We start from the raw sequence: 19,213 nt of genomic DNA, 5'->3' as shown, positions 1-19,213 counted from the left end.
TAGTGACATTGTCAACATTGTTGTTAGTGCCTAAGTCTGCATTTCCATTGTTAGTTAAATTACCAAGGTTGTTATTTTCACCAGTAACAGATAAATCGCCGTTATTGGTAACATTACCTAATGCATTATTACCACCAACAGTAGTATTACCATCGTTAATAAGATTATCAACACTATTATTAGCACCTAAATCAGCATTACCAGAGTTATTCAAATTACCAACGTTATTATTCTCACCAATAACAGACAAATCACCATTATTAGTAATATTACCTAACACATTGTTACCACCAACAATAGTATTACCATCATTAACAAGATTATCAACACTATTATTAGCACCCAAATCAGCATTACCAGAGTTATTCAAATTACCAACATTATTATTCTCACCAATAACAGACAAATCACCATTATTAGTAATATTGCCTAATGCATTATTACCACCAACAGTAGCATTACCATCATTAACAAGATTATCAACAGTATTATTAGCACCTAAATCAGCATTACCAACATTAGTCAAATCACCAACATTATTATTCTCACCAATAACAGACAAATCACCATTACCATTATTAGTAACATTACCTAACACATTGTTACCACCAACAGTAGCATTACCATCATTAATAAGATTATCAACATTGTTGTTACTACCTAAATCAGCACTACCATTATTATTTAAATTACCAACGTTATTCTTTTCACCAGTAACAGATAAATTACCATTACCGTTATTGGTAACATTACCTAATGCATTATTACCACCAACTGTAGTATTTCCATCATTAACAAGATTATCAACAGTATTATTAGCACCTAAATCAGCATTACCAGAGTTAGTCAAATTACCAACATTGTTATTCTCACCAATAACAGATAAATCACCATTACCATTATTAGTAACATTACCTAACACATTGTTACCACCAACAGTAGCATTACCATCATTAACAAGATTATCAACATTGTTGTTACTGCCCAAATCAGCATTACCAGAGTTAGTCAAATTACCAACGTTATTATTCTCACCAATAACAGATAAATCACCATTGTTAGTAATATTGCCTAATGCATTGTTACCACCAAATGTAGTATTACCATCGTTAATAAGATTATCAACAGTATTATTAGCACCTAAATCAGCATTACCAATGTTAGTTAAATCACTAATAGTATTATTCTCACCAGTAACAGATAAACCACCGTTATTAGTAACATTACCTAATGCATTGTTACCACCAACTGTAGTATTACCATCGTTAATGAGATTATCAACAGCATTATTAGCACCTAAATCAGCATTACCCTTGTTAGTTAAATCACCAACATTGTTATTTTCACCAGTAACAGACAAATTACCATTACCATTATTAGTAACATTACTTAATGTATTGTTACCTCCAACAGTTGTATTTCCATCGTTAATGAGATTATCGAAAGCATTGTTAGTTCCTAAATCAGCATTACCCTTGTTAGTTAAATCACCAACGTTGTTATTTTCACCAGTAACAGACAAATTACCATTACCATTATTAGTAACACTGCCTATTATATTTTTATCGCCAACAGTAACACTACCATCGATTACAATATCAGAAGAACCAGTACTATCAGTATTATTAACTATAACATTATTATTAATATTTATATCATGATTACCACCTTCACTCATGATACCACCACCCTCAGCTGCATTGTTATTAGTGAGAATAGAACCACTAACACTAAGAGTATCACCACTACTTGTGATAGCACCACCAGTAGTAGTTGCAGTATTGTTAATGAAAGTAGAATCACTAATCATAGAACCAATAGCATTATTGTTGATAGCACCACCACGACCTGCAGTGTTGTTAATGAAAGTAGAACCACTAATACTACAATTAAAACCACTATTAAGGCTTATAGCGCCACCATTATTATTTGCAGTATTGTTAATGAAAGTAGAACCAATAACACCAATATTACTAACACCAGCATTGTAGATAGCACCACCAGTAGTAGTTGCAGTGTTGTTAATGAAATTAGAATCACTAACACTCATATTACTACCACCAGCATTGTAGATAACACCACCATAAGCACTTGCAGTGTTGTTAGTGAAATTAGAACTACTAACACTCATATTACCACCACTATTGTAGATAGCACCACCTCGAGCTGCAGTGTTGTTAATGAAACTAGAACCACTAACGCTCACATTAGTACCAAAATTGTAGATAGCACCAGCCTGATTACCTACAGTGTTGTTAATGAAATTAGAATCACTAACACTCATATTAACACCACCATTGTAGATAGCACCACCATAATCACTTGCGTTGTTGTTTGTGAATGTGCAGTTGATGAAAGTCATCGTTGTTGTAGCGTGGTTATTGTATATTGCTCCACCATCACCTGTAACATTTCCATTTGTGAATGTTATGTTTATGAAAGTCACATTCACATTATTGTCTATGGTGAATATTCTTCGGTTTTGTCCTTGTGCGTCGATTACTATCTTATCAGTAGGTCCGTTTCCTTGTATTGTTACATTTTTGTTAATAGCTAAGTTTGTATTGTTATCTCCTGTGTAGTTTCCAATAGCTAAGTTTATGATATTACCTGTAGTATCTGTTGAATTGATTAGTCCTTGTTTGATTCCTCCAACATCTGTTGAATTATCAATGTTTACAGTGGTTGCAAAGCTGGAGTTTAAGCTAATAGCTAGTAGTAAAATGGTAGCTATTAGTATGCTCGTTTTTAGCATTGTTTTTTTATAATTTTTTATTTTCTCATCTCCTTTTTCATTATTTTATATATTATAATAATTGTAAGTTAAAAAATAGCGAATAATCACTAAATCATTTTTTTATTATTTTTTTTATTTTTACTCATAATATCTTTCACCTCTTTTTTTGAACATTAAATTGTTACTTTTTTTTATATATCGAAACATGTTTTTTCTTAAATTAATGTTCATTACAATTGCCAGCTTATTAATATAAAAAATATTTAATAATTCTACTAAACTTATTGATTCATAAAACAATGAAAAAAACTTGTTAGTTCATGAAAAAACAATTAGTATACTATTAAACTATTAACTTTTAATTACTGGACAAACATACCTATAGTAATTACCCATATATAAATATATCCCTTCTACACACCTCAATACAAAAACAAAAAGAAACCACAAAGCAGATATAATTTCATAGATTACCCCCCCCCCCCCTAAACATTTAAAGAACTTAAAACCATTCACGATAAATTTAAGCTCATAAAATTATCTTTTTCATAAAAATAAGCTATCTAATCCCTCATCGGAATTTCCATTTATTCTTCTATTATAAAGAATAATAATTAATACATCACAATAGCAATAATCCTACCATTTAATATATACTTAAAAAGAAGACAAAAGAAAGTGTTATACCAATATGTAAATAATTACACCAATCCCAAAAAAAGGATACTCATCAGAATCTAACTACAGGAAGTTTAACGAATTTTTAACAAATTTTTCACGAAATAAAATATACATTATCTATGAAAAACTCATCAAAATGAAATTCCAACTCTAAAACAGAACACAATTTCATGAAAAAATCATGAAAAAAATCTAAAAACCCCCAATTTAAAATTTTAATATCTATTAAATACTATTAGATAATGCCTATTTGAATCTTATATATAACAACAATTAATAATGATAATAATTATAATTAATAACATGAATATAGTCATGATTAATAACATGAATATACTTATAATTGATTTAAAATTTTAATTAGTTTAGGTGATAACATAATCGAATGGGTTGTTAAAATAGGAGGAAGTTTGTTTCCTGATGAGGCCATAGATCTTATTCAAGTTTTAAGAGGAACAAATTCATTAATCATTAATGGAGGAGGGCAATTTGCAAACCTTATTAGAAAGTATGATGAAGAAGTTTCTTTCTCTAAAGATATAACCCATGAAACAGCTATTGATTCTATGGATATAATAGCTAAACTCCTAAATGATAAATTTGATTTTACAGAAATTGTTGATTCGCTTGAAGAAGCGATCAAAGTTTCAAAAAGTGGAAAGATTCCTATAATGCAATGTTCAGATATTTTAAAAGAGAATGATGAAATTCAACATTCTTGGAATTTAACTTCTGATTCAATTTCAGCATATATTGCAAACTTAACAAAAGCGAAACTTTTAATAGCTACAAATGTAGATGGTATATATACCCGAAAACCTAACTCCCATAATTCAAAATTTATGGATGAGATTGATGCTAAAAAACTACTGACTTTTAATGAAACATCGGTTGACTTGATGTTAGGAGAGCTATTGCTTAAGTTCGGGATGAACTGTTTTGTTGTCAATGGAAACTTCCCAGAGAGAGTTTTATCTTTAATTAAAGACAGTGAATATGATCATGATTTTCAATACACATATATTAGAGGTGAGATAGATGAAGAAAGTAGAATGTAAATCTTGTAAGCAAGAAATACCTTTAATTGAACCTTACGTTCAATTCACATGCCCTGAATGTGATGAAATTATAGCAAGATGTGAAAAATGTCGTACTTTTGGCCATACTTACGTATGTGATTGTGGTTTTGAAGGACCTTAGATTTTTTAATGGACTAACTTTATTATGTAAATATAGTTTTAAAACACTTAAATTCTTAAAAGACTAAATTTTTTAAGAAATTTTACTATTTTATTATAAATTTATCATTCTTAGAAATTTATTAAAAAAGCTATAAAATTGATTTTTTAATAAAAAAAGTTTCATAAATCACCAATTTTAGAACAAAGATGATAATTTTATTTAATATATAATATTAAACTTAATCTTTAAATTTGAAATAAATAGATATTTTTGCTTGGTATATGTTTTATTAATAAATTACTTATTTATTAGCTCTTTTTTGGATTATTTAGATGAAATAAATCAAAAACATTAAATATAGCTATTATCAATATAACTAGTTAGTATTTTATTACTAATATATGCAATGATAATACTAAAAAGTTAAGTTACATCTATTAAGTCATGATTAAATTATATGAATTAAATTATTTCACCAAATATTATTATAATTATCAGAATTATTAAGTATGAAATCCAATTATTTCATAAAACACTATTAGCTATTAATATAATTAGCAAATATAGTATAATTTACAATATAATTAGCGAATATAATTAGCGAATATTAATATAATTTATAATATAATTTGAAATTATGAGGATATAGTAAGAATAAATAGTATACAAATAAAATATATGCACCACAAATATATAAAAAGTATAAAAACTATCTTAATGTATAATATAAAATTTAAGTTATAAAATAAATTTTAAGTAAACTTAAATTAAATTTAAACTAGAAATATTCTGGAGGATATGAAAATGGGAGAAGTTGTTGCAACCGTAAAATTAATGCCTGAAAGTCCTGATGTCGATTTAGAACAAATGAAAATTGATGTTCAAGGTGCTATTGAAGGAGAAGCAGAACTTCACAAAATCGAAGAAGAACCAATAGCTTTTGGTTTAGTTGCTTTGAATGTTGTGTTTATTGTTGATGATGATGAAGGCGGAACTGAAGTAGTAGAAGAAAAATTAACCAACGTTCCTAGTGTCAACAGTATTGAAGTTATGGATGTTAGAAGATTAATGTAAAGTTATTCTTTAATATTCAATTCTTTTTTATTTTGCATTTTTTATAATGACAATAATTGATAGCATTAATCCTGCGTGTTTTATTTAATTCTTTTTTATTTATTCATTTTTATAATAATTAATAATAAGAATAATAATGTAGTGAAGAATAATAAAAATATTAATAAAATAAATCTATATTAATTTTCAAAAAAAGATCTTAATAAAATAAAAATACTAATAAAATAAATCTATACTAATTTTCAAAAAATATTAATAATAAAAATATAATTGTATTGCAAGTGTGATAAGATGTTTGATCTTGTTTTAGCTTGCTTTTTAGGAATTGCATGTGGTGCATTAACTGGATTTATTCCAGGAATTCATGTTAACACAGCTGGAGCTATAATATTTGCTTCATCTACTTTTTTGTTGGGTTTTTTATCCCCTGAGTTTCTCTGTGTATTTTTGGTAGCTATGTCTATTGCTCATGCCATGATTGAGTTTGTACCATCTATGATGTTAGGGGTCCCAGAGGAAGGTTCTGCTTTATCAGTGCTACCTGGGCATAGAATGGTTTTAGAAGGAAGATCAAAAGAAGCTATTAGAATTGTTTCTTTAGGAGGATTTGGGGCAATAATAGTCACTATTTTAATGCTTCCTGTTTTTGCTATTTTACTACCTGCAACTCACTCTTTTATTAAACCATTTACATGTATACTTCTATTCTTTGGTTCAATTTACATGACTTGGAGAATGAGTAATGGAATGAGAGCATTTGGATGGTCACTCATTTTATTCATATTATCTGGAATCATGGGATGGACAATGTTTCAGACTCCAATATCTTCAGGCTTAGCTATGATGTGTATTTTTTCAGGGTTGTTTGGAATCAGTACAATATTGTTCAGCTTAAATGATGGATCTTTCATACCACATCAAAACAAATTCTATGATTTGGAGTTAAACAAAGATATGATAAAAAGCACATTTGCAGGAGGAATAGCTGGATCTATTTTAGGTTTCTTACCAGGATTTGGTCCTGCCCAGGGAGGAGTCATAGTCCAAGTAGCAATGGGAAGTGATGGTGAAGATGATACCACAAATTTTCTAACTTCCATAAGTGGATTAAATACTTCAGATACTTTATTTTCATTATTTGCAATTTATTTAATAGGTAACCCCAGAAGTGGAATAGCTGTATACATGAATTATCTCATAGAGACTTTTTCAATCTCACATTTAATGATTTTCACTTTTACAGCACTCACATCAGTAGCTATTTCCGTGATTCTATGTTTAAAATTAGGAGATAGTTTTTCAAGACTAATGGAAAATGTAGACTACAAAAAATTGTCCATTTCAGTGATAGTGTTGATGATAGCTATTTTATACATATTTGGGATTATATACAAAGCACCCCTTCCATATCTAACTTTGATGCTTATAGCTTCAACAGCTTTAGGCTTGCTTCCACATTATTTAGGTATTAGCAAATCTCATTTGATGGGAGTATTGATTGTTCCAGCTATGGTTATATATTTCACTATGTTTACTTAAATTAACTAAGATAAAAGAATAAGGAAATATTAAAATGTAAAAATAAGAAAAAAATAGATAACTAACTAATAAAAATAAAAAAAAATAGATAACCAACTAATAAAAAATAAAAAAATAGATAACCAACTAATAAAAATAAAAAAAAATAGATAACTAACTAATAAAAATAAAAAAAAATAGATAACTAACTAATAAAAAATAAAAAAATAGATAACCAACTAATAAAAAATAAAAAAATAGATAACCAACTAATAAAAAAATAAAAAATAGATATAAGAAAGATAACAGATAAATCAATTAAATAATTATGATGTTTTTAGCTATTTTTTCAGCTATTTCTCTAAAATATTCATTGTCTACTTGAGGAAAACTATCTAGTATACAGTAATCAAATTTTGCATTATTTTCACTGTTTTTATCAAATCCGGACAGTTTTTCAGATAATTCTTCAATAGACGAATTATAGACTTCAAAGGTTTCTCCTTTAGCTATTAGGTTATTTTCACTGTGTCCATTCTCTTTTAAACTCTGTCCATTATCTTTTAAAATATAATCAACTTCATATCCATTAGCTTCAAGATTTATTGCAGTTATTTCAGTGGCTGCCCTGTTTATATCATTAAAAGTAACATTGCCAAAACCATAATTGAGAGAATATATACCTAAAGCTCCACAACCACAAGTTGCATCAATAAGTGTTAAATTAGGGAGATCTTCTTTGTTAAGATGTTCAGTTTTAAAATAATTGTCTATTTTGAGTATCTTATTTTCAGTTGATGCTGAAAACTCCAGATGAACAGCATGCTGCTTTTTGTTTATAGCTATAGCACCAAGGGGTGTTTTTATAATATCACATCGGAAATCACAACCTGCCAATAATTCATAGCTACTACATTCATCACCAATATCAATTATTCCCACAATATCTTTGGAATTCCCTTTTAACACTCCTTTAACCTCTTTAACTTCATCCATAATTCTCTTAGCAATTTTTTCATTGAAGTCAGGATGTAGTATAATCAGTGAATTCTCAGTGAGCTGAGGATTTTGTTCTGATTCAAGAGGAGTGGATAACGGAATAGCTCCATTTCTTAAATTGAAAGATTTGGGATCTATTCCTTCATCAACCATAATCTTTAAAATATGAGCCATTGTTATATCAATAGATCTTTTACCACAAACACATCTTCCAAATTCATTATTAATTGCTGAAACACATATCTGATCAGATAGCTGTTTGAACTTTTTTAAGGTTATGATTACACATTTAGAACAAGGTGCTGCATCTTTTATCCTTTTTTCAATATCTTTTGAATGTATAATGCAATTATTATTACATGAACATTTTAGTTCCATAATTTTATTTATGATTCTAATAGATTTATATCTTACTTTATTAATAAAAGTATAAATAGTATTATGATATTATTAATAAATAATATATTATTAATATTAATGATAATAATGACAAAATAATATTAATACTAAAAGGATGTTTAAAATATGTATTCGAAAAATAAAGGGAATATTATTCCTAAATATAAATTAATGAAACCTAAATTTTCAAATGAAGAAAAAAACTTATTAAAGGAACTAAGATCCAATTTAGTGGATTTAGCTATTTCTTCAGGAAATGATTTTAATTTTGATGAAATAGCTATAATAAATGATATTAAGAATTATTTGAAAATTAAAATGCCTAAAATTCAAAATAATCTGGAAAAAAATAATGAAAATTTAGATATTGACACCTATATAGATAATTTAGCCAGTACCTTTTTTCAATATATCATAGGGTATGGGGAAATTGATTCTCTGATAAAAGATGACAACCTTGAAGAGATAATGATAATTGGGATAAATAAACCTGTTTTTGTCTATCATAGAGAAAATGGTATGATGGAATCAAATTTAATCTTCCAGAAAGAGGAAGAGATTACTTCTATCATTGATTCAGTAGCTCGTCAAATCAATCGAAGGATAGATCAGGAATCTCCAATTTTAGATGGAAGACTAGAAGATGGTTCAAGAGTAAATGCCACTATTTCTCCAATTTCAGCAGATGGACCTTCAATGACAATAAGAAAATTTAAAAAAGATCCATTAACCATTATTGACTTAATAAATTCAAATACTCTAAATTGTGATCTTGCTGCATTTTTTTGGCTATGTGTAGATGGCCTAGGAGTAAAACCTGCAAATGCAATTATTTCGGGAGGAACAAGTTCAGGAAAAACAACAACACTGAATGCATTGGCAGCATTTATAAATCCTCGAGAGAGAATAATAACAATTGAAGATACATTAGAACTACAAATCCCCCATAAACACATAGTTAGGATGGAGACAAGGCCCGGAAACATTGAAAATAAAGGAGAACTAAATATGGATGATTTAGTTAAAAATTCCTTAAGGCAAAGGCCAGACAGAGTAATAGTAGGTGAAGTAAGGGGAAAAGAAGCTGTAACATTATTTACAGCATTGAACACAGGACATTCTGGTTTTGGAACCCTTCATTCCAACAATTCAAGAGAAACAATAACTCGATTAACCAATTCTCCAATGAACGTTCCTAAAGTCATGATTTCAGCTATTGATTTTATTATCATGCAAAATAGAATATATAGATCTGATGGAGTTTCAGTTAGGCGAATTATAGAAGTAGATGAAGTCGTAGGAATGGAAGAAGGAACTATACAGCTAAATAAGATTTTTAAATGGAATGGTGAGAATGATAATATAGAAAATGTAGGTATTTCAAGTAATACATTGAGATCAATAGCTAATATAAGAGGAATTCCAGTTAAAAGTTTAGAAGGAGAAATAGCTAAACGAAAAAGATTTTTAGAACTTTTAGTTGATAACAACATTAGAAATATTGAAGATGTTGGAAATGCAATTGAAAATTACTATATTGATCCAAAAGATGCGATGAATGATATTTTAAATCTTAAACAATAGCTATTTTTAGAGCTATTTTTAAAAAATATTAGAATATTAGAAAATTAGAAAGTTAAGTTCGGCAAAACATAGACAATATCTAATGGGGTTTGATATTATTCTTAAAAAGTTTCTTATTACATTAAATAAGTTATTTTTATTCTTAGGGAATATATTTTTCAAAATAATAATATTATTTTCTAATATATTTACTAATGAGCATGATGTAGTTAACAATGAAAAAAATATACTTAATAATAAATCTAATGTAGTTAATAATAAATTAAATATACTTAATAATAAATCTGATGTAATTAATGATAAATTAAATATATCTAATAATAAGTCTAATGTAGTTAATAATAAATTAAATATACTTAATAATAAGTCTAATGTAGTTAATAATAAATTAAATATACCTAATAATAAGTCTAATGTAGTTAATAATGAAAAGGATAATTCAGATAATAAAAAGGAAAATTATATTAAAATGTTATTTTATGAAATAAAAAATAGTTTATTTATTGAGAATAAAGAAAATAATGAAGTATTTATATTTAAACAACTACAAAATAAAAGTAGTTCCCATAATAAAGTATCTATAGACACAGATAAATCTTTTCAAAAGCATTACCTGAATAAAATTTTGAATGATAATATTGATGAAATTATTAATATAAAATTAGCTACTCCTCTAACATTCATTATTTTAGCTATTTTTGCATTAATTGGTTATATTTTCTTTGGATTAGAAATTGCAATAGTTATTATCTTATTATTTTTAATGGTTGGATTTTCAATATTTTATCTTCCTAAAATGAAAAATGAGAAGAATAATTCAGAGATATCAAAAGAACTTCCATATGCCCTAAGACAAATGGTCACAGAACTTAGATCTGGAAAAGGATTATATGATACTTTAAGTTCAATAGCCAATTCTAATTACGGATATTTATCAATTGAATTTTCAAGAGTTCTTGAAGAAATTAAGTATGGAGAAAGCACAGAAAAAGCTTTGTTGAATCTATCAAATAGAGTTTCATCAGAAGGATTAAATAGATCCATACAACAAATTATAGGAACGCTTAAAACAGGAGGAAATTTAGCAAATACACTCAATATAATAGCTGAAGATATTTCTTATGATTTACAACTTAAATTAAAGGATTATTCTCAAAAATTAAATGCTTTTATACTTATATACACATTTTTAGCTATTTTAGGACCTGTGATATTTTTAATAATGTTAATGGCAGCTTCTAGTATCATAGGAGACATTATACCACCTAATGTTATTTTAATCATTTATATATTCTTCTTTCCAATGATTGTAATATTTATGGGATTAATGATAAAAAGGTTGGAACCTTCACTGTAAAAAACTACAAAAACTTATTAAAAATAATCTAATAGAAAATATAACCCAATGTTTTCATTATACATCTTGTGAATGGAATTTAATAATCCTATTTTTAGCTATTATTCAAATATACAAGATAAATAGAAATTTAAACTATAATGAATGATATATAATATTTTCATTGTTGTATAATGCTGTTGATAAGTTAGGCATCATTTTATGTATTTTAAGTTATTTTTTATTTTAAAAATAAATCACTTATTTAAATCATTATTTTTTATTCAATATATTATTTATCTTTAAAAATGCATTTAATAGCTTCAATTAATTCGTAATCTTCTTCTTCAATAGCTTTTTTAATGTTTAATGAAATATTATGGAATATTTTATTTACGATGGCTTTTGACATATTATCAAGTATTTTGGTACTGCCTTCTACATCTACAAGTTTCATGATGGCTTTTTGAGTTTCCGTTTCTCGAATACCTTCCATGAAAATTCGGATATCTTTCATGAGTCCTTCAATTTCCATCAATTTAAATGATTGTTCAAGCAAATTAAATTCTAAGTCTATTATTTTTTCTGCCTCTTTTACTTCATTCTCTCTTAATTTTTTATTTTCATCAGCTATTCCTCTTAAGTCATCAATATTAAATAATTTAAATCCAAGCTCTTTTACATCTTCATCAATGTCTCTAGGGTTAGCTATATCTATGATAACAGAAGTTTTTATTTTTTTAGTAGAAATGGAATTTTCAATTCTTTCTTTGTTTAAAATGATATGTGGTGCTCCAGTGGCACTTATTATAACATCTGCAGTAGGTAAATATTGGCTTAGGTTATCAAGAAATATTGCTTTTCCATTTAATTCTTCAGCTAATTGAACTGCCCGGTAGTATGTTCGATTTGCAACAAAAATTGCTTTCAGTTCTTTTTCAGCTAAGGCTTTAGCCACTAACTTTCCCATTTTTCCAGCCCCAATAACTAAAACTTGTTTCCCTTGAAGATCATCTAAGTTTTTTTCAGCTAGATCAACAGCAGCAGAACCAATTGAAACTGAACCTCGGTTTATCTTAGTCTTTTGCCTTACAACTTGACCCACATGAACAGCTTTTGTAAATAATATATCTAAAACTTTGCCACAATGTGATTCTTTAATGCTTGTTTTTTTAGCTTGCTTGATTTGGCCGAGTATTTGGTCTTCCCCAATTATCATTGATTCTAATCCAGAAGTCATTCTAAAAAGATGGATTACAGCTTTATCCCCATATTCAATAATTAAGTTACCATGACGAGAATTTAAAAGTTTATATTCATAACTACACGAATCAGTGTGAAAATAATATTCTTTTCTGTTGCATGTATTTATCTCAATATATTCACGAATGTTAAATTCTTCTTTGAATTGATTGAATAGCTTTTGTAGATCATTGCCCATGTTTTCCATTGTTTCTATATCTGCAATTTTATGATCTACCCTAATATTGATTATCAATAGCTATTCCTCCCTTTTTTCCTTTTTTAGTAATTCTCCATCATGAACATTATTTTCTTCATTTTTTATCAAATCTTCAGCATAAACCTTAGCTTCTTCATTTTTTATCAAATCTTCAGCATAAACCTTAGCTTCTTCATTTTTTATCAAATCTTCAGCATAAACCTTAGCTTCTTCATTTTTTATCAAATCTTCAGCATAAACCTTAGCTTCTTCATTTTTTATCAAATCTTCAGCATAAACCTTAGCTTCTTCATTTTTTATCAAATCTTCAGCATAAACCTTAGCTTCTTCTATTTTCTTCTCTTTTAAAAGATCATTTATTTTTGTATCTTCAAGAATTGCATATAAATACTTTTTTCTTTCTTTTTGATCTTTAATTTTTGCTTTTAGAATATTTCTAGCATAATCCTGAAGTTCAATTTGAAGTAAATCCTCAGAGGTTATTATATTTTGAATTTTTTTTCTAATTTCCCTAGCCATTAAAGGACTCTTTCCATTTGTAAAAATTGATATTTCAACATCTTCAATACTAAAACTAGTTGGAACTATTAAATTTCCATTTTCAGGATAATCAGCCCTATTTAAAAGTTTTCCATCACAAATAGAAGATATATAATTATTTAACTCCTCATTTCCACTTGCTATAACAACGATATCTGCCCATTGAACCCATTTTTTAAGGTTTTTATGAGATTTGGTTGATTTTAGTATGGCTCCTTTTTCCTCTAATCCACGTGGTATTGAATTTCCAGCCAAAATTACTTCTGCACCTTTTTCAAGAAATCTGTTTGCTCTACGGCTTGCAACTTCTCCGGTCCCAATAATAAAGACTTTTTTTTTGTCCATATTTAAAAAAAGTGAAGTCCAACCCATAACATCCCTCTTAGTTTTTATTTTCATTATTTATTTAATTTAATTAGTGAATTTACTCTGTTGCTTTAATTGGTAAATTCAATCACTATTTTTAATTAGTAAGTTTAATTATTATGTTAAATTATCAAGTTGAGATAAAATAAAAATAGAAGGACATTTAAAGTAAAATAAGAAAGATTAACAAATATCATGAATCAATTATTGAAATTCTATTCAGAATTCTCCAATGTTTTCATTCTAAGTAATTTTACAGCCATTCTCAAATCATTATCACAGTCATGAAGTATTTTGATTGCTTCATTTTTAGTAATCGAAAAGTTATTTGTAAGAGCATTAATATTTTCTTCACTATTATCTTTAGTTGTTCCTACTAATCTTTCTGATAGCTCTTTTTTCAAATCTAAATATTCATCTATACTCATGTCTATACTTTTTAAGACCATGTCTCTTAGTGGACAAGGTTTTGATGGTTTACAACACCAAACTAATGATCCAAAACAAGTCCTAGGGCCTTCACCAAGTCTAGTTTTCTTAGAAAACTCGTCTTTAATATCCATGTAACTTTGAGGGCTAAGATTTACATCCTCAAGAGCATGTAATACTGGACATGGCTTGACTGGCGGACAACAAAATGCCAATGCCCTACTATCTCCCCCTCTACAAACGTGTGATGGTGCATCATCCCATACCATTAACAATCCTCCGATAATAATTAGTATAATTTAATTAGTAAATAAATTTAATATTGTGGAATTTATTTAAGGTTATTTAAGTAGTACTATAATATATATGTATTTACACATTCTTATAATATGATAGCTTATAATATAATATTTTTCTAATATAAAATCTTATAAAAAATAATTTTTAATATTAGTCTTAATCATTTTCTAATATAACCATTTTCTAATATAAAATCTTATAAAAAATAATTTTTAATATTAATAATTAATCGCAATCATTTTCTAATATAATATTTTTATAAAAAATAATTTTTAATAATGCTATTAATTCTAATTATTTTATACTATAATATTTTTCTAATATAAAATTTTATAAAGAAAATAATATTTAATAATGCTATTAATTCTAATTACATTATAGTATATATTTTTCTAATATAAAATTTTATAAAAAATAAGTTTTAGTAAGAGTATTAAAAAAATATTAGCTAATTATATCTTTTTTAATCTTAATTTTAACATTTTAAAGCTGATAGATAAAACTTTAAGGCAATGAATGAAAATGATTGCTAGGATGAAAAAACTAGTCATATTAAGTTAAATTTCCTAGGAAACAAGTAGTTTAAACTAGTCTAGCATCTTTTTCTTTTCATCAGGAGTTAATTCTTTCACGATCTCTCCTGGTTCTCCTATTTTTAGGATTTTTCCTCCTCTCATTAATGCAGTCCTATCACAAACATCAATAACGAAATCCATGTCATGAGAAATAATAAGAAAAGTTTCTCCTAACTCTTCTCTAGCCTTTAATATAGAATCAGTAACTTGTACCCTAGTTATAGGATCCATAGTCCCAGTTGGTTCATCTAAGATGACAATAGTAGGTTCTTTAATAAGTACTTGGGCAATAGCTACCCTATGTCTTTCACCACCACTTAATTCATCAGGTGCTTTATTTAGTATTGTCGCTGCATATTCATTGTCAAAACCAACTGCATTTAAAGTATGGATAGCCTTCATTTTAGCAAATTCTGCAGGAAGATCTAAACTGATTGCATCTGTCAAATTCCCTAAAACAGTTCTATGAGGATACAAAGAATACTCTTGATGGAGTAAACCAATATAAGGTATTACACGCCCTCTACTAAGAGGTCCTTTTTCTCTCATATCTATCCAGTCATCTCCAAGTTTAACTTCTATTTTTCCACTACTTGGATCAGTCAATCCGATTAACATTCTAGATAATGTAGTTTTTCCAGATCCACTGAGTCCTACAATTCCAAATATTTCTTTCTGCTTTATAGTTAAATCAACACCATCAACAGCTTTAATAACTCCACGATCGATAGAATAGTAATGTTTTTTAATATCTTCTATTTTAACTATTGGTCCTCCATATTCATGCTCAGTTACTTTTTTTGGTAATGGAACAGTTGCTAAAAAATTTTCAACAATTTCATCAGAATCTCCTTTTTCTACAATTTCTCCTTTTTCCAACCATATAACTTGGTCTGCTAATTGTTTCATTACTTCTGGCCAGTGCGAAGTTATGACCATTGTTATTCCTTGATTTTTAACACTACTTATTAATGTTTGATGAAGATATTCTGCAGTTTGAGGATCTAAAGTTCCAGTTGGTTCATCTGCTAGGAACAACATAGGGTCTTTAGCTATTTGCCTTGCAAGAACAACACGCTGTTTTTCTCCACCACTTAAATCACGAGCTACATGGGTTATCCTATGACTCATTTGAACTGTTTCTAGCAAATCTAATGCTTTGTAGAGGTTTTCTTCATATTCTCCCTCACCCATAGCTCTTAAAATATTTTCAATTACACTTTCACGTTCATACAATGCAAAATTTCTTTGCAACATTATAGCTATTCTTTTACGAATACTTGAAAATTCTTTTCTATCGGTTTTAATATTCCAAAAATCAATAACTTTGCCTTCAAAAGCACATCCACATCCACAAAGTTCCCCTATTTTAGAAGGAGGTTCCACTCTTAAACATTCTGGACAAATAGCTACATTGAAAAGTATTTGGCCACTATCTGGGCGATATTCTTTGGTTCCACGAAGCATATTTATTAAAACAGATTTTCCAGCCCCACTTCTACCAAGAATTCCAAGAACACTCCCTTCATCAATTTCAACATTTATATCTTTAAGAACGATTACTCCATTGAATGTTTTATTAATATTTTTAAGCTCTATAAAAGACATACCCTCACCTTTAAAAAATAAATTATTTTAATTAGATACTCAATTATTATCAACTATCAGAAATTCTAATGATTCTTAATGAAATTTTTTAATATTCCCACTAATATTTCATAGTGCTATAAATTTTATAACCCTTATTCAGTAATTTCCCTTACTATAGTGATTCTTCTTAATAGTAATTCTTATTATATTATTCTTACTATAGTGATTCTTCTTAATAGTAATTCTTATTATATTATTCTTACTATAGTGATTCTTCTTAATAGTAATTCTTATTATAATAATTTTTATTACTATTCTAATTCTAGAATAATTTTTATTAATTAATTCTATTCATCTTAATAAACTATTGAATAATAACTTTAATTTTATGTTTTGGTTATTATTATAATTAAACTATTGAATAATAACTTTAATTTTATGTTTTGGTTATTATTATAATTAAACTATTGAATAATAATTTTAATTTTATGTTTTAATTATTATTATAATAATAAATTGTTTATATCATTTATATTTATCTTAAGTTAAATCAGAATAAATTTTTCATGGTTCTTAGAAACTTTTAGAATTCTACAGATGCCTAAATTTTAGCAAAATCAAAATTTAACTTTCCATTAATAGCTGCTCGTCCGATGGATATTCCAGAAGCTCCAGCATGAAGCATTTTCTTACATCGGTCAATGCTCGTTATAGAGTTATTTCCAATAAGAAATATTTCTGTTTCATTAGCTATTTTTTTTATTATATCTAAATCAGCATGATTAAATCCAGGCTTCATGGCATCTATATGAAGATAATCTGCTTTGACTTTTTCTATTATTTTAGCTATTTTTAAAGTATCAGTACCTTCAACATTAGCTCTAATTTTCACAGAAACTTTAGATTTAGATTTTTTAACTATTTCTCTAGTGAAAGTTTCTAAAAATTCAATATTCTCCAGCATTGACTGACCACAGTTAATTTTCAATATCTCATGTTGTCTACAATGAAAATTAAGCTCAATAATATCCAAATTTTTTATCTTACTAATTTCAAGTATTGGATCTGGAGTTGTAGCACGTAAATTTGCAGAAACCTCAACATCATACTTATCCTTAATTATCTCCACTTCATTTCCAATGGTAGTGATTAAGTCTGCTTCAGGTATATTAAATTCATTTCTGCCTCTTTTTAATATTTTTTCCCCAGCTTCTATTGTTTTAGAATCTGTATTGTATCCTCCGATGGTAACAGTGTCAAAACCATATGGAATTAATTGTAATGCAAATTTTCCATCAGTTATTCCTGCCATTGGTGCAAGTAATCTAATAAGCTTAATCTCCTTGTTCTTAAATTTACACTATTTTAGTAGTTTTAATAAATATTATTCTAATGAATCTGAAGTATTATTCTAATGAATCTGAAGAATAATTTGATTAATAATAATTAAATAAATTAATTAAAAAACAGTGTTTCAATTAAAAATTTTAGAAAAAGAAATTTAATTATTGATGTTTTAGGTAATTCCGACTTAATAACAACCCATTTTTAAGAATATAGTTTAGTATGTTTATTAATGTAAGTTTAGCATATTCTATTAATGTAAGATTTTTAATGAATGAAAAACTATGCATATTATTTAATTAACTATATTACTTTGTTATTAAATTCGGACGAAATATAAGTTATTTTTCCAAAACATGAATTAATTCATCAGTGTTTCCTTCACGAATTTCTTCTAATCCTAAATCTGCCATATAAGCAGCGTCTTCAGCATTGTCACTTCTACCAACCCCTGCTTTTAATGCTATATCTATTTCATCATCAATCTCTTCAAGTAATTGTAATAGCTTTTTTGGACTTAATTCATTACACGGAGACATGAAATTGTCCCCACCGATGAAGAATAATAAAGCTCCTTTTTCTATTAATTTCGTCATTAGATAATGTTGGGCTCTATTGACCAGGAAACTTGTGTCAAATGCAGGAATAATGTCTGTTAAAGACTCAGTGACTCCATTTATATCTATATGTGCTATTTGAACAAAGCTATCTTCTGGTTTAACTAAACTATCAATAGCTAAAATTTCTTTTCTTTCTTCAGATTGAGCTCCTCCTTTTGTCTGAAGAGCTCTGGTAGCTAATTTTTGGGCTTCATAAGGAGTTTTTGCAGTTCCAATCCCCATACTAATTGTTATCGGATATCTATTTCTTATAGACCTTTGAATCCTTAAATGATCTTCTTTATTGAGCCCATTACTTATGGCAAGCATATTATCAAACCTCATAAAGAAAACTAAACCTTTTTTCATTGCAAATTGTCTTTGCACATCTGCAAATAATTCTGCTTGTAAAATTTGGAGGTCTGATTCATTACGAGGGTTTGGAGTAACTGTCCAAGGCCCATAATTGTCAATCTGAATTAGTGTCATTTGTATCAT

Annotated in this window: 14 protein-coding genes and 1 pseudogene; 6 read left to right on the top strand and 9 right to left on the bottom strand. The window is 27.5% G+C overall.

Annotated elements, in window-relative coordinates:
- Together MBCUT_RS07565 and MBCUT_RS10945 are read right to left on the bottom strand one after the other, a co-directional pair.
- Window positions 1-2,755: beta strand repeat-containing protein (locus tag MBCUT_RS07565; protein WP_157082534.1), on the bottom strand; the 2,755-nt coding region annotated here is incomplete at its 3' end.
- 333 nt (window positions 2,756-3,088) lie between these two features.
- Window positions 3,089-3,253 carry a hypothetical protein gene (locus tag MBCUT_RS10945; protein WP_157082533.1) on the bottom strand — a complete coding sequence of 55 codons (165 nt, stop codon included), beginning with the start codon at window positions 3,251-3,253 and terminating at the stop codon, window positions 3,089-3,091.
- Window positions 3,254-3,798: 545 nt separating this feature from the next.
- On the opposite strand from MBCUT_RS10945, the gene MBCUT_RS07560 reads away from it, so the two are divergent.
- The 4 genes from MBCUT_RS07560 (at window position 3,799) to MBCUT_RS07545 (ending at window position 7,213) form a co-directional block, all read left to right on the top strand.
- Entirely contained in the window at window positions 3,799-4,476 is a 678-nt protein-coding gene (locus MBCUT_RS07560; RefSeq protein WP_084270758.1) for an amino acid kinase family protein, read from the top strand.
- On the top strand, window positions 4,457-4,618 hold the full coding sequence (locus tag MBCUT_RS07555; protein WP_067260082.1) for a zinc finger domain-containing protein: 162 nt from the start codon (window positions 4,457-4,459) through the stop codon (window positions 4,616-4,618). Before MBCUT_RS07560 ends, MBCUT_RS07555 begins: the two co-directional genes overlap by 20 nt.
- Window positions 4,619-5,404: 786 nt before the next feature.
- Window positions 5,405-5,674, top strand: coding sequence for an elongation factor 1-beta (locus tag MBCUT_RS07550; protein WP_067260081.1), 270 nt, complete (start codon window positions 5,405-5,407; stop codon window positions 5,672-5,674).
- A gap of 291 nt (window positions 5,675-5,965) precedes the next feature.
- On the top strand, window positions 5,966-7,213 hold the full coding sequence (locus tag MBCUT_RS07545) for a tripartite tricarboxylate transporter permease (protein WP_067260080.1): 1,248 nt from the start codon (window positions 5,966-5,968) through the stop codon (window positions 7,211-7,213).
- Between the two features lie 297 nt (window positions 7,214-7,510).
- Here MBCUT_RS07545 and MBCUT_RS07540 read toward each other — a convergent pair whose 3' ends face one another.
- Window positions 7,511-8,569, bottom strand: a complete 1,059-nt coding sequence (locus MBCUT_RS07540; RefSeq protein ID WP_067260079.1) for a methyltransferase — start codon at window positions 8,567-8,569, stop codon at window positions 7,511-7,513.
- Between the two features lie 147 nt (window positions 8,570-8,716).
- Here MBCUT_RS07540 and MBCUT_RS07535 point away from each other — a divergent pair, with 147 nt between their 5' ends.
- Both MBCUT_RS07535 and MBCUT_RS11580 read left to right on the top strand, forming a co-directional pair.
- On the top strand, window positions 8,717-10,174 hold the full coding sequence (locus MBCUT_RS07535) for a CpaF family protein (protein WP_067260078.1): 1,458 nt from the start codon (window positions 8,717-8,719) through the stop codon (window positions 10,172-10,174).
- 82 nt (window positions 10,175-10,256) lie between these two features.
- Window positions 10,257-11,531 (top strand): type II secretion system F family protein, encoded by a 1,275-nt coding sequence (locus MBCUT_RS11580; protein WP_067260077.1) that lies wholly within the window; start codon window positions 10,257-10,259, stop codon window positions 11,529-11,531.
- A 271-nt stretch (window positions 11,532-11,802) separates the two neighbouring features.
- Here the strand turns inward: MBCUT_RS11580 and hemA are convergent, their stop codons facing one another.
- The 6 genes and pseudogenes from hemA to MBCUT_RS07500 all read right to left on the bottom strand — a co-directional run bounded on the left by hemA (window position 11,803) and on the right by MBCUT_RS07500 (window position 19,213).
- A complete protein-coding gene (gene hemA, locus MBCUT_RS07525) occupies window positions 11,803-13,008 on the bottom strand; it encodes a glutamyl-tRNA reductase (RefSeq protein WP_067260076.1) in 1,206 nt (401 codons plus the stop codon).
- A gap of 258 nt (window positions 13,009-13,266) precedes the next feature.
- Window positions 13,267-13,884 (bottom strand): annotated as a pseudogene (locus MBCUT_RS07520) (precorrin-2 dehydrogenase/sirohydrochlorin ferrochelatase family protein); the annotation flags it as partial.
- Between the two features lie 209 nt (window positions 13,885-14,093).
- Window positions 14,094-14,576 carry a methanogenesis marker 9 domain-containing protein gene (locus MBCUT_RS07515; protein WP_067260074.1) on the bottom strand — a complete coding sequence of 161 codons (483 nt, stop codon included), beginning with the start codon at window positions 14,574-14,576 and terminating at the stop codon, window positions 14,094-14,096.
- 618 nt (window positions 14,577-15,194) lie between these two features.
- Window positions 15,195-16,790 carry a methyl coenzyme M reductase system, component A2 gene (gene atwA / locus MBCUT_RS07510; RefSeq protein ID WP_067260073.1) on the bottom strand — a complete coding sequence of 532 codons (1,596 nt, stop codon included), beginning with the start codon at window positions 16,788-16,790 and terminating at the stop codon, window positions 15,195-15,197.
- Window positions 16,791-17,373: 583 nt separating this feature from the next.
- Window positions 17,374-18,084, bottom strand: a complete 711-nt coding sequence (locus MBCUT_RS07505; RefSeq protein ID WP_067260072.1) for an MJ0144 family RNA dihydrouridine synthase-like protein — start codon at window positions 18,082-18,084, stop codon at window positions 17,374-17,376.
- 373 nt (window positions 18,085-18,457) lie between these two features.
- Window positions 18,458-19,213 carry a GTP cyclohydrolase III gene (locus MBCUT_RS07500; protein WP_067260071.1) on the bottom strand — a complete coding sequence of 252 codons (756 nt, stop codon included), beginning with the start codon at window positions 19,211-19,213 and terminating at the stop codon, window positions 18,458-18,460.

Origin of the sequence: Methanobrevibacter cuticularis (assembly GCF_001639285.1) — an archaeon.
Classification (GTDB): domain Archaea; phylum Methanobacteriota; class Methanobacteria; order Methanobacteriales; family Methanobacteriaceae; genus Methanobaculum; species Methanobaculum cuticulare.
The sequence above is the reverse complement of the archived record's forward strand: the minus strand, read 5'-3'. Positions and strand labels throughout refer to the sequence as shown.

Coding starts and splice junctions, on each gene's coding strand:
- MBCUT_RS07515 (WP_067260074.1), bottom strand. CDS start 14,576: ATGGTATGGGATGATGCACCATCACACGTTTGTAGAGGGGGAGATAGT.
- atwA (WP_067260073.1), bottom strand. CDS start 16,790: ATGTCTTTTATAGAGCTTAAAAATATTAATAAAACATTCAATGGAGTA.
- MBCUT_RS07500 (WP_067260071.1), bottom strand. CDS start 19,213: ATGATACAAATGACACTAATTCAGATTGACAATTATGGGCCTTGGACA.
- MBCUT_RS07545 (WP_067260080.1), top strand. CDS start 5,966: ATGTTTGATCTTGTTTTAGCTTGCTTTTTAGGAATTGCATGTGGTGCA.
- MBCUT_RS07535 (WP_067260078.1), top strand. CDS start 8,717: ATGTATTCGAAAAATAAAGGGAATATTATTCCTAAATATAAATTAATG.
- MBCUT_RS11580 (WP_067260077.1), top strand. CDS start 10,257: ATGGGGTTTGATATTATTCTTAAAAAGTTTCTTATTACATTAAATAAG.
- MBCUT_RS07505 (WP_067260072.1), bottom strand. CDS start 18,084: ATGGCAGGAATAACTGATGGAAAATTTGCATTACAATTAATTCCATAT.
- MBCUT_RS07555 (WP_067260082.1), top strand. CDS start 4,457: ATGAAGAAAGTAGAATGTAAATCTTGTAAGCAAGAAATACCTTTAATT.
- MBCUT_RS07550 (WP_067260081.1), top strand. CDS start 5,405: ATGGGAGAAGTTGTTGCAACCGTAAAATTAATGCCTGAAAGTCCTGAT.
- MBCUT_RS07540 (WP_067260079.1), bottom strand. CDS start 8,569: ATGGAACTAAAATGTTCATGTAATAATAATTGCATTATACATTCAAAA.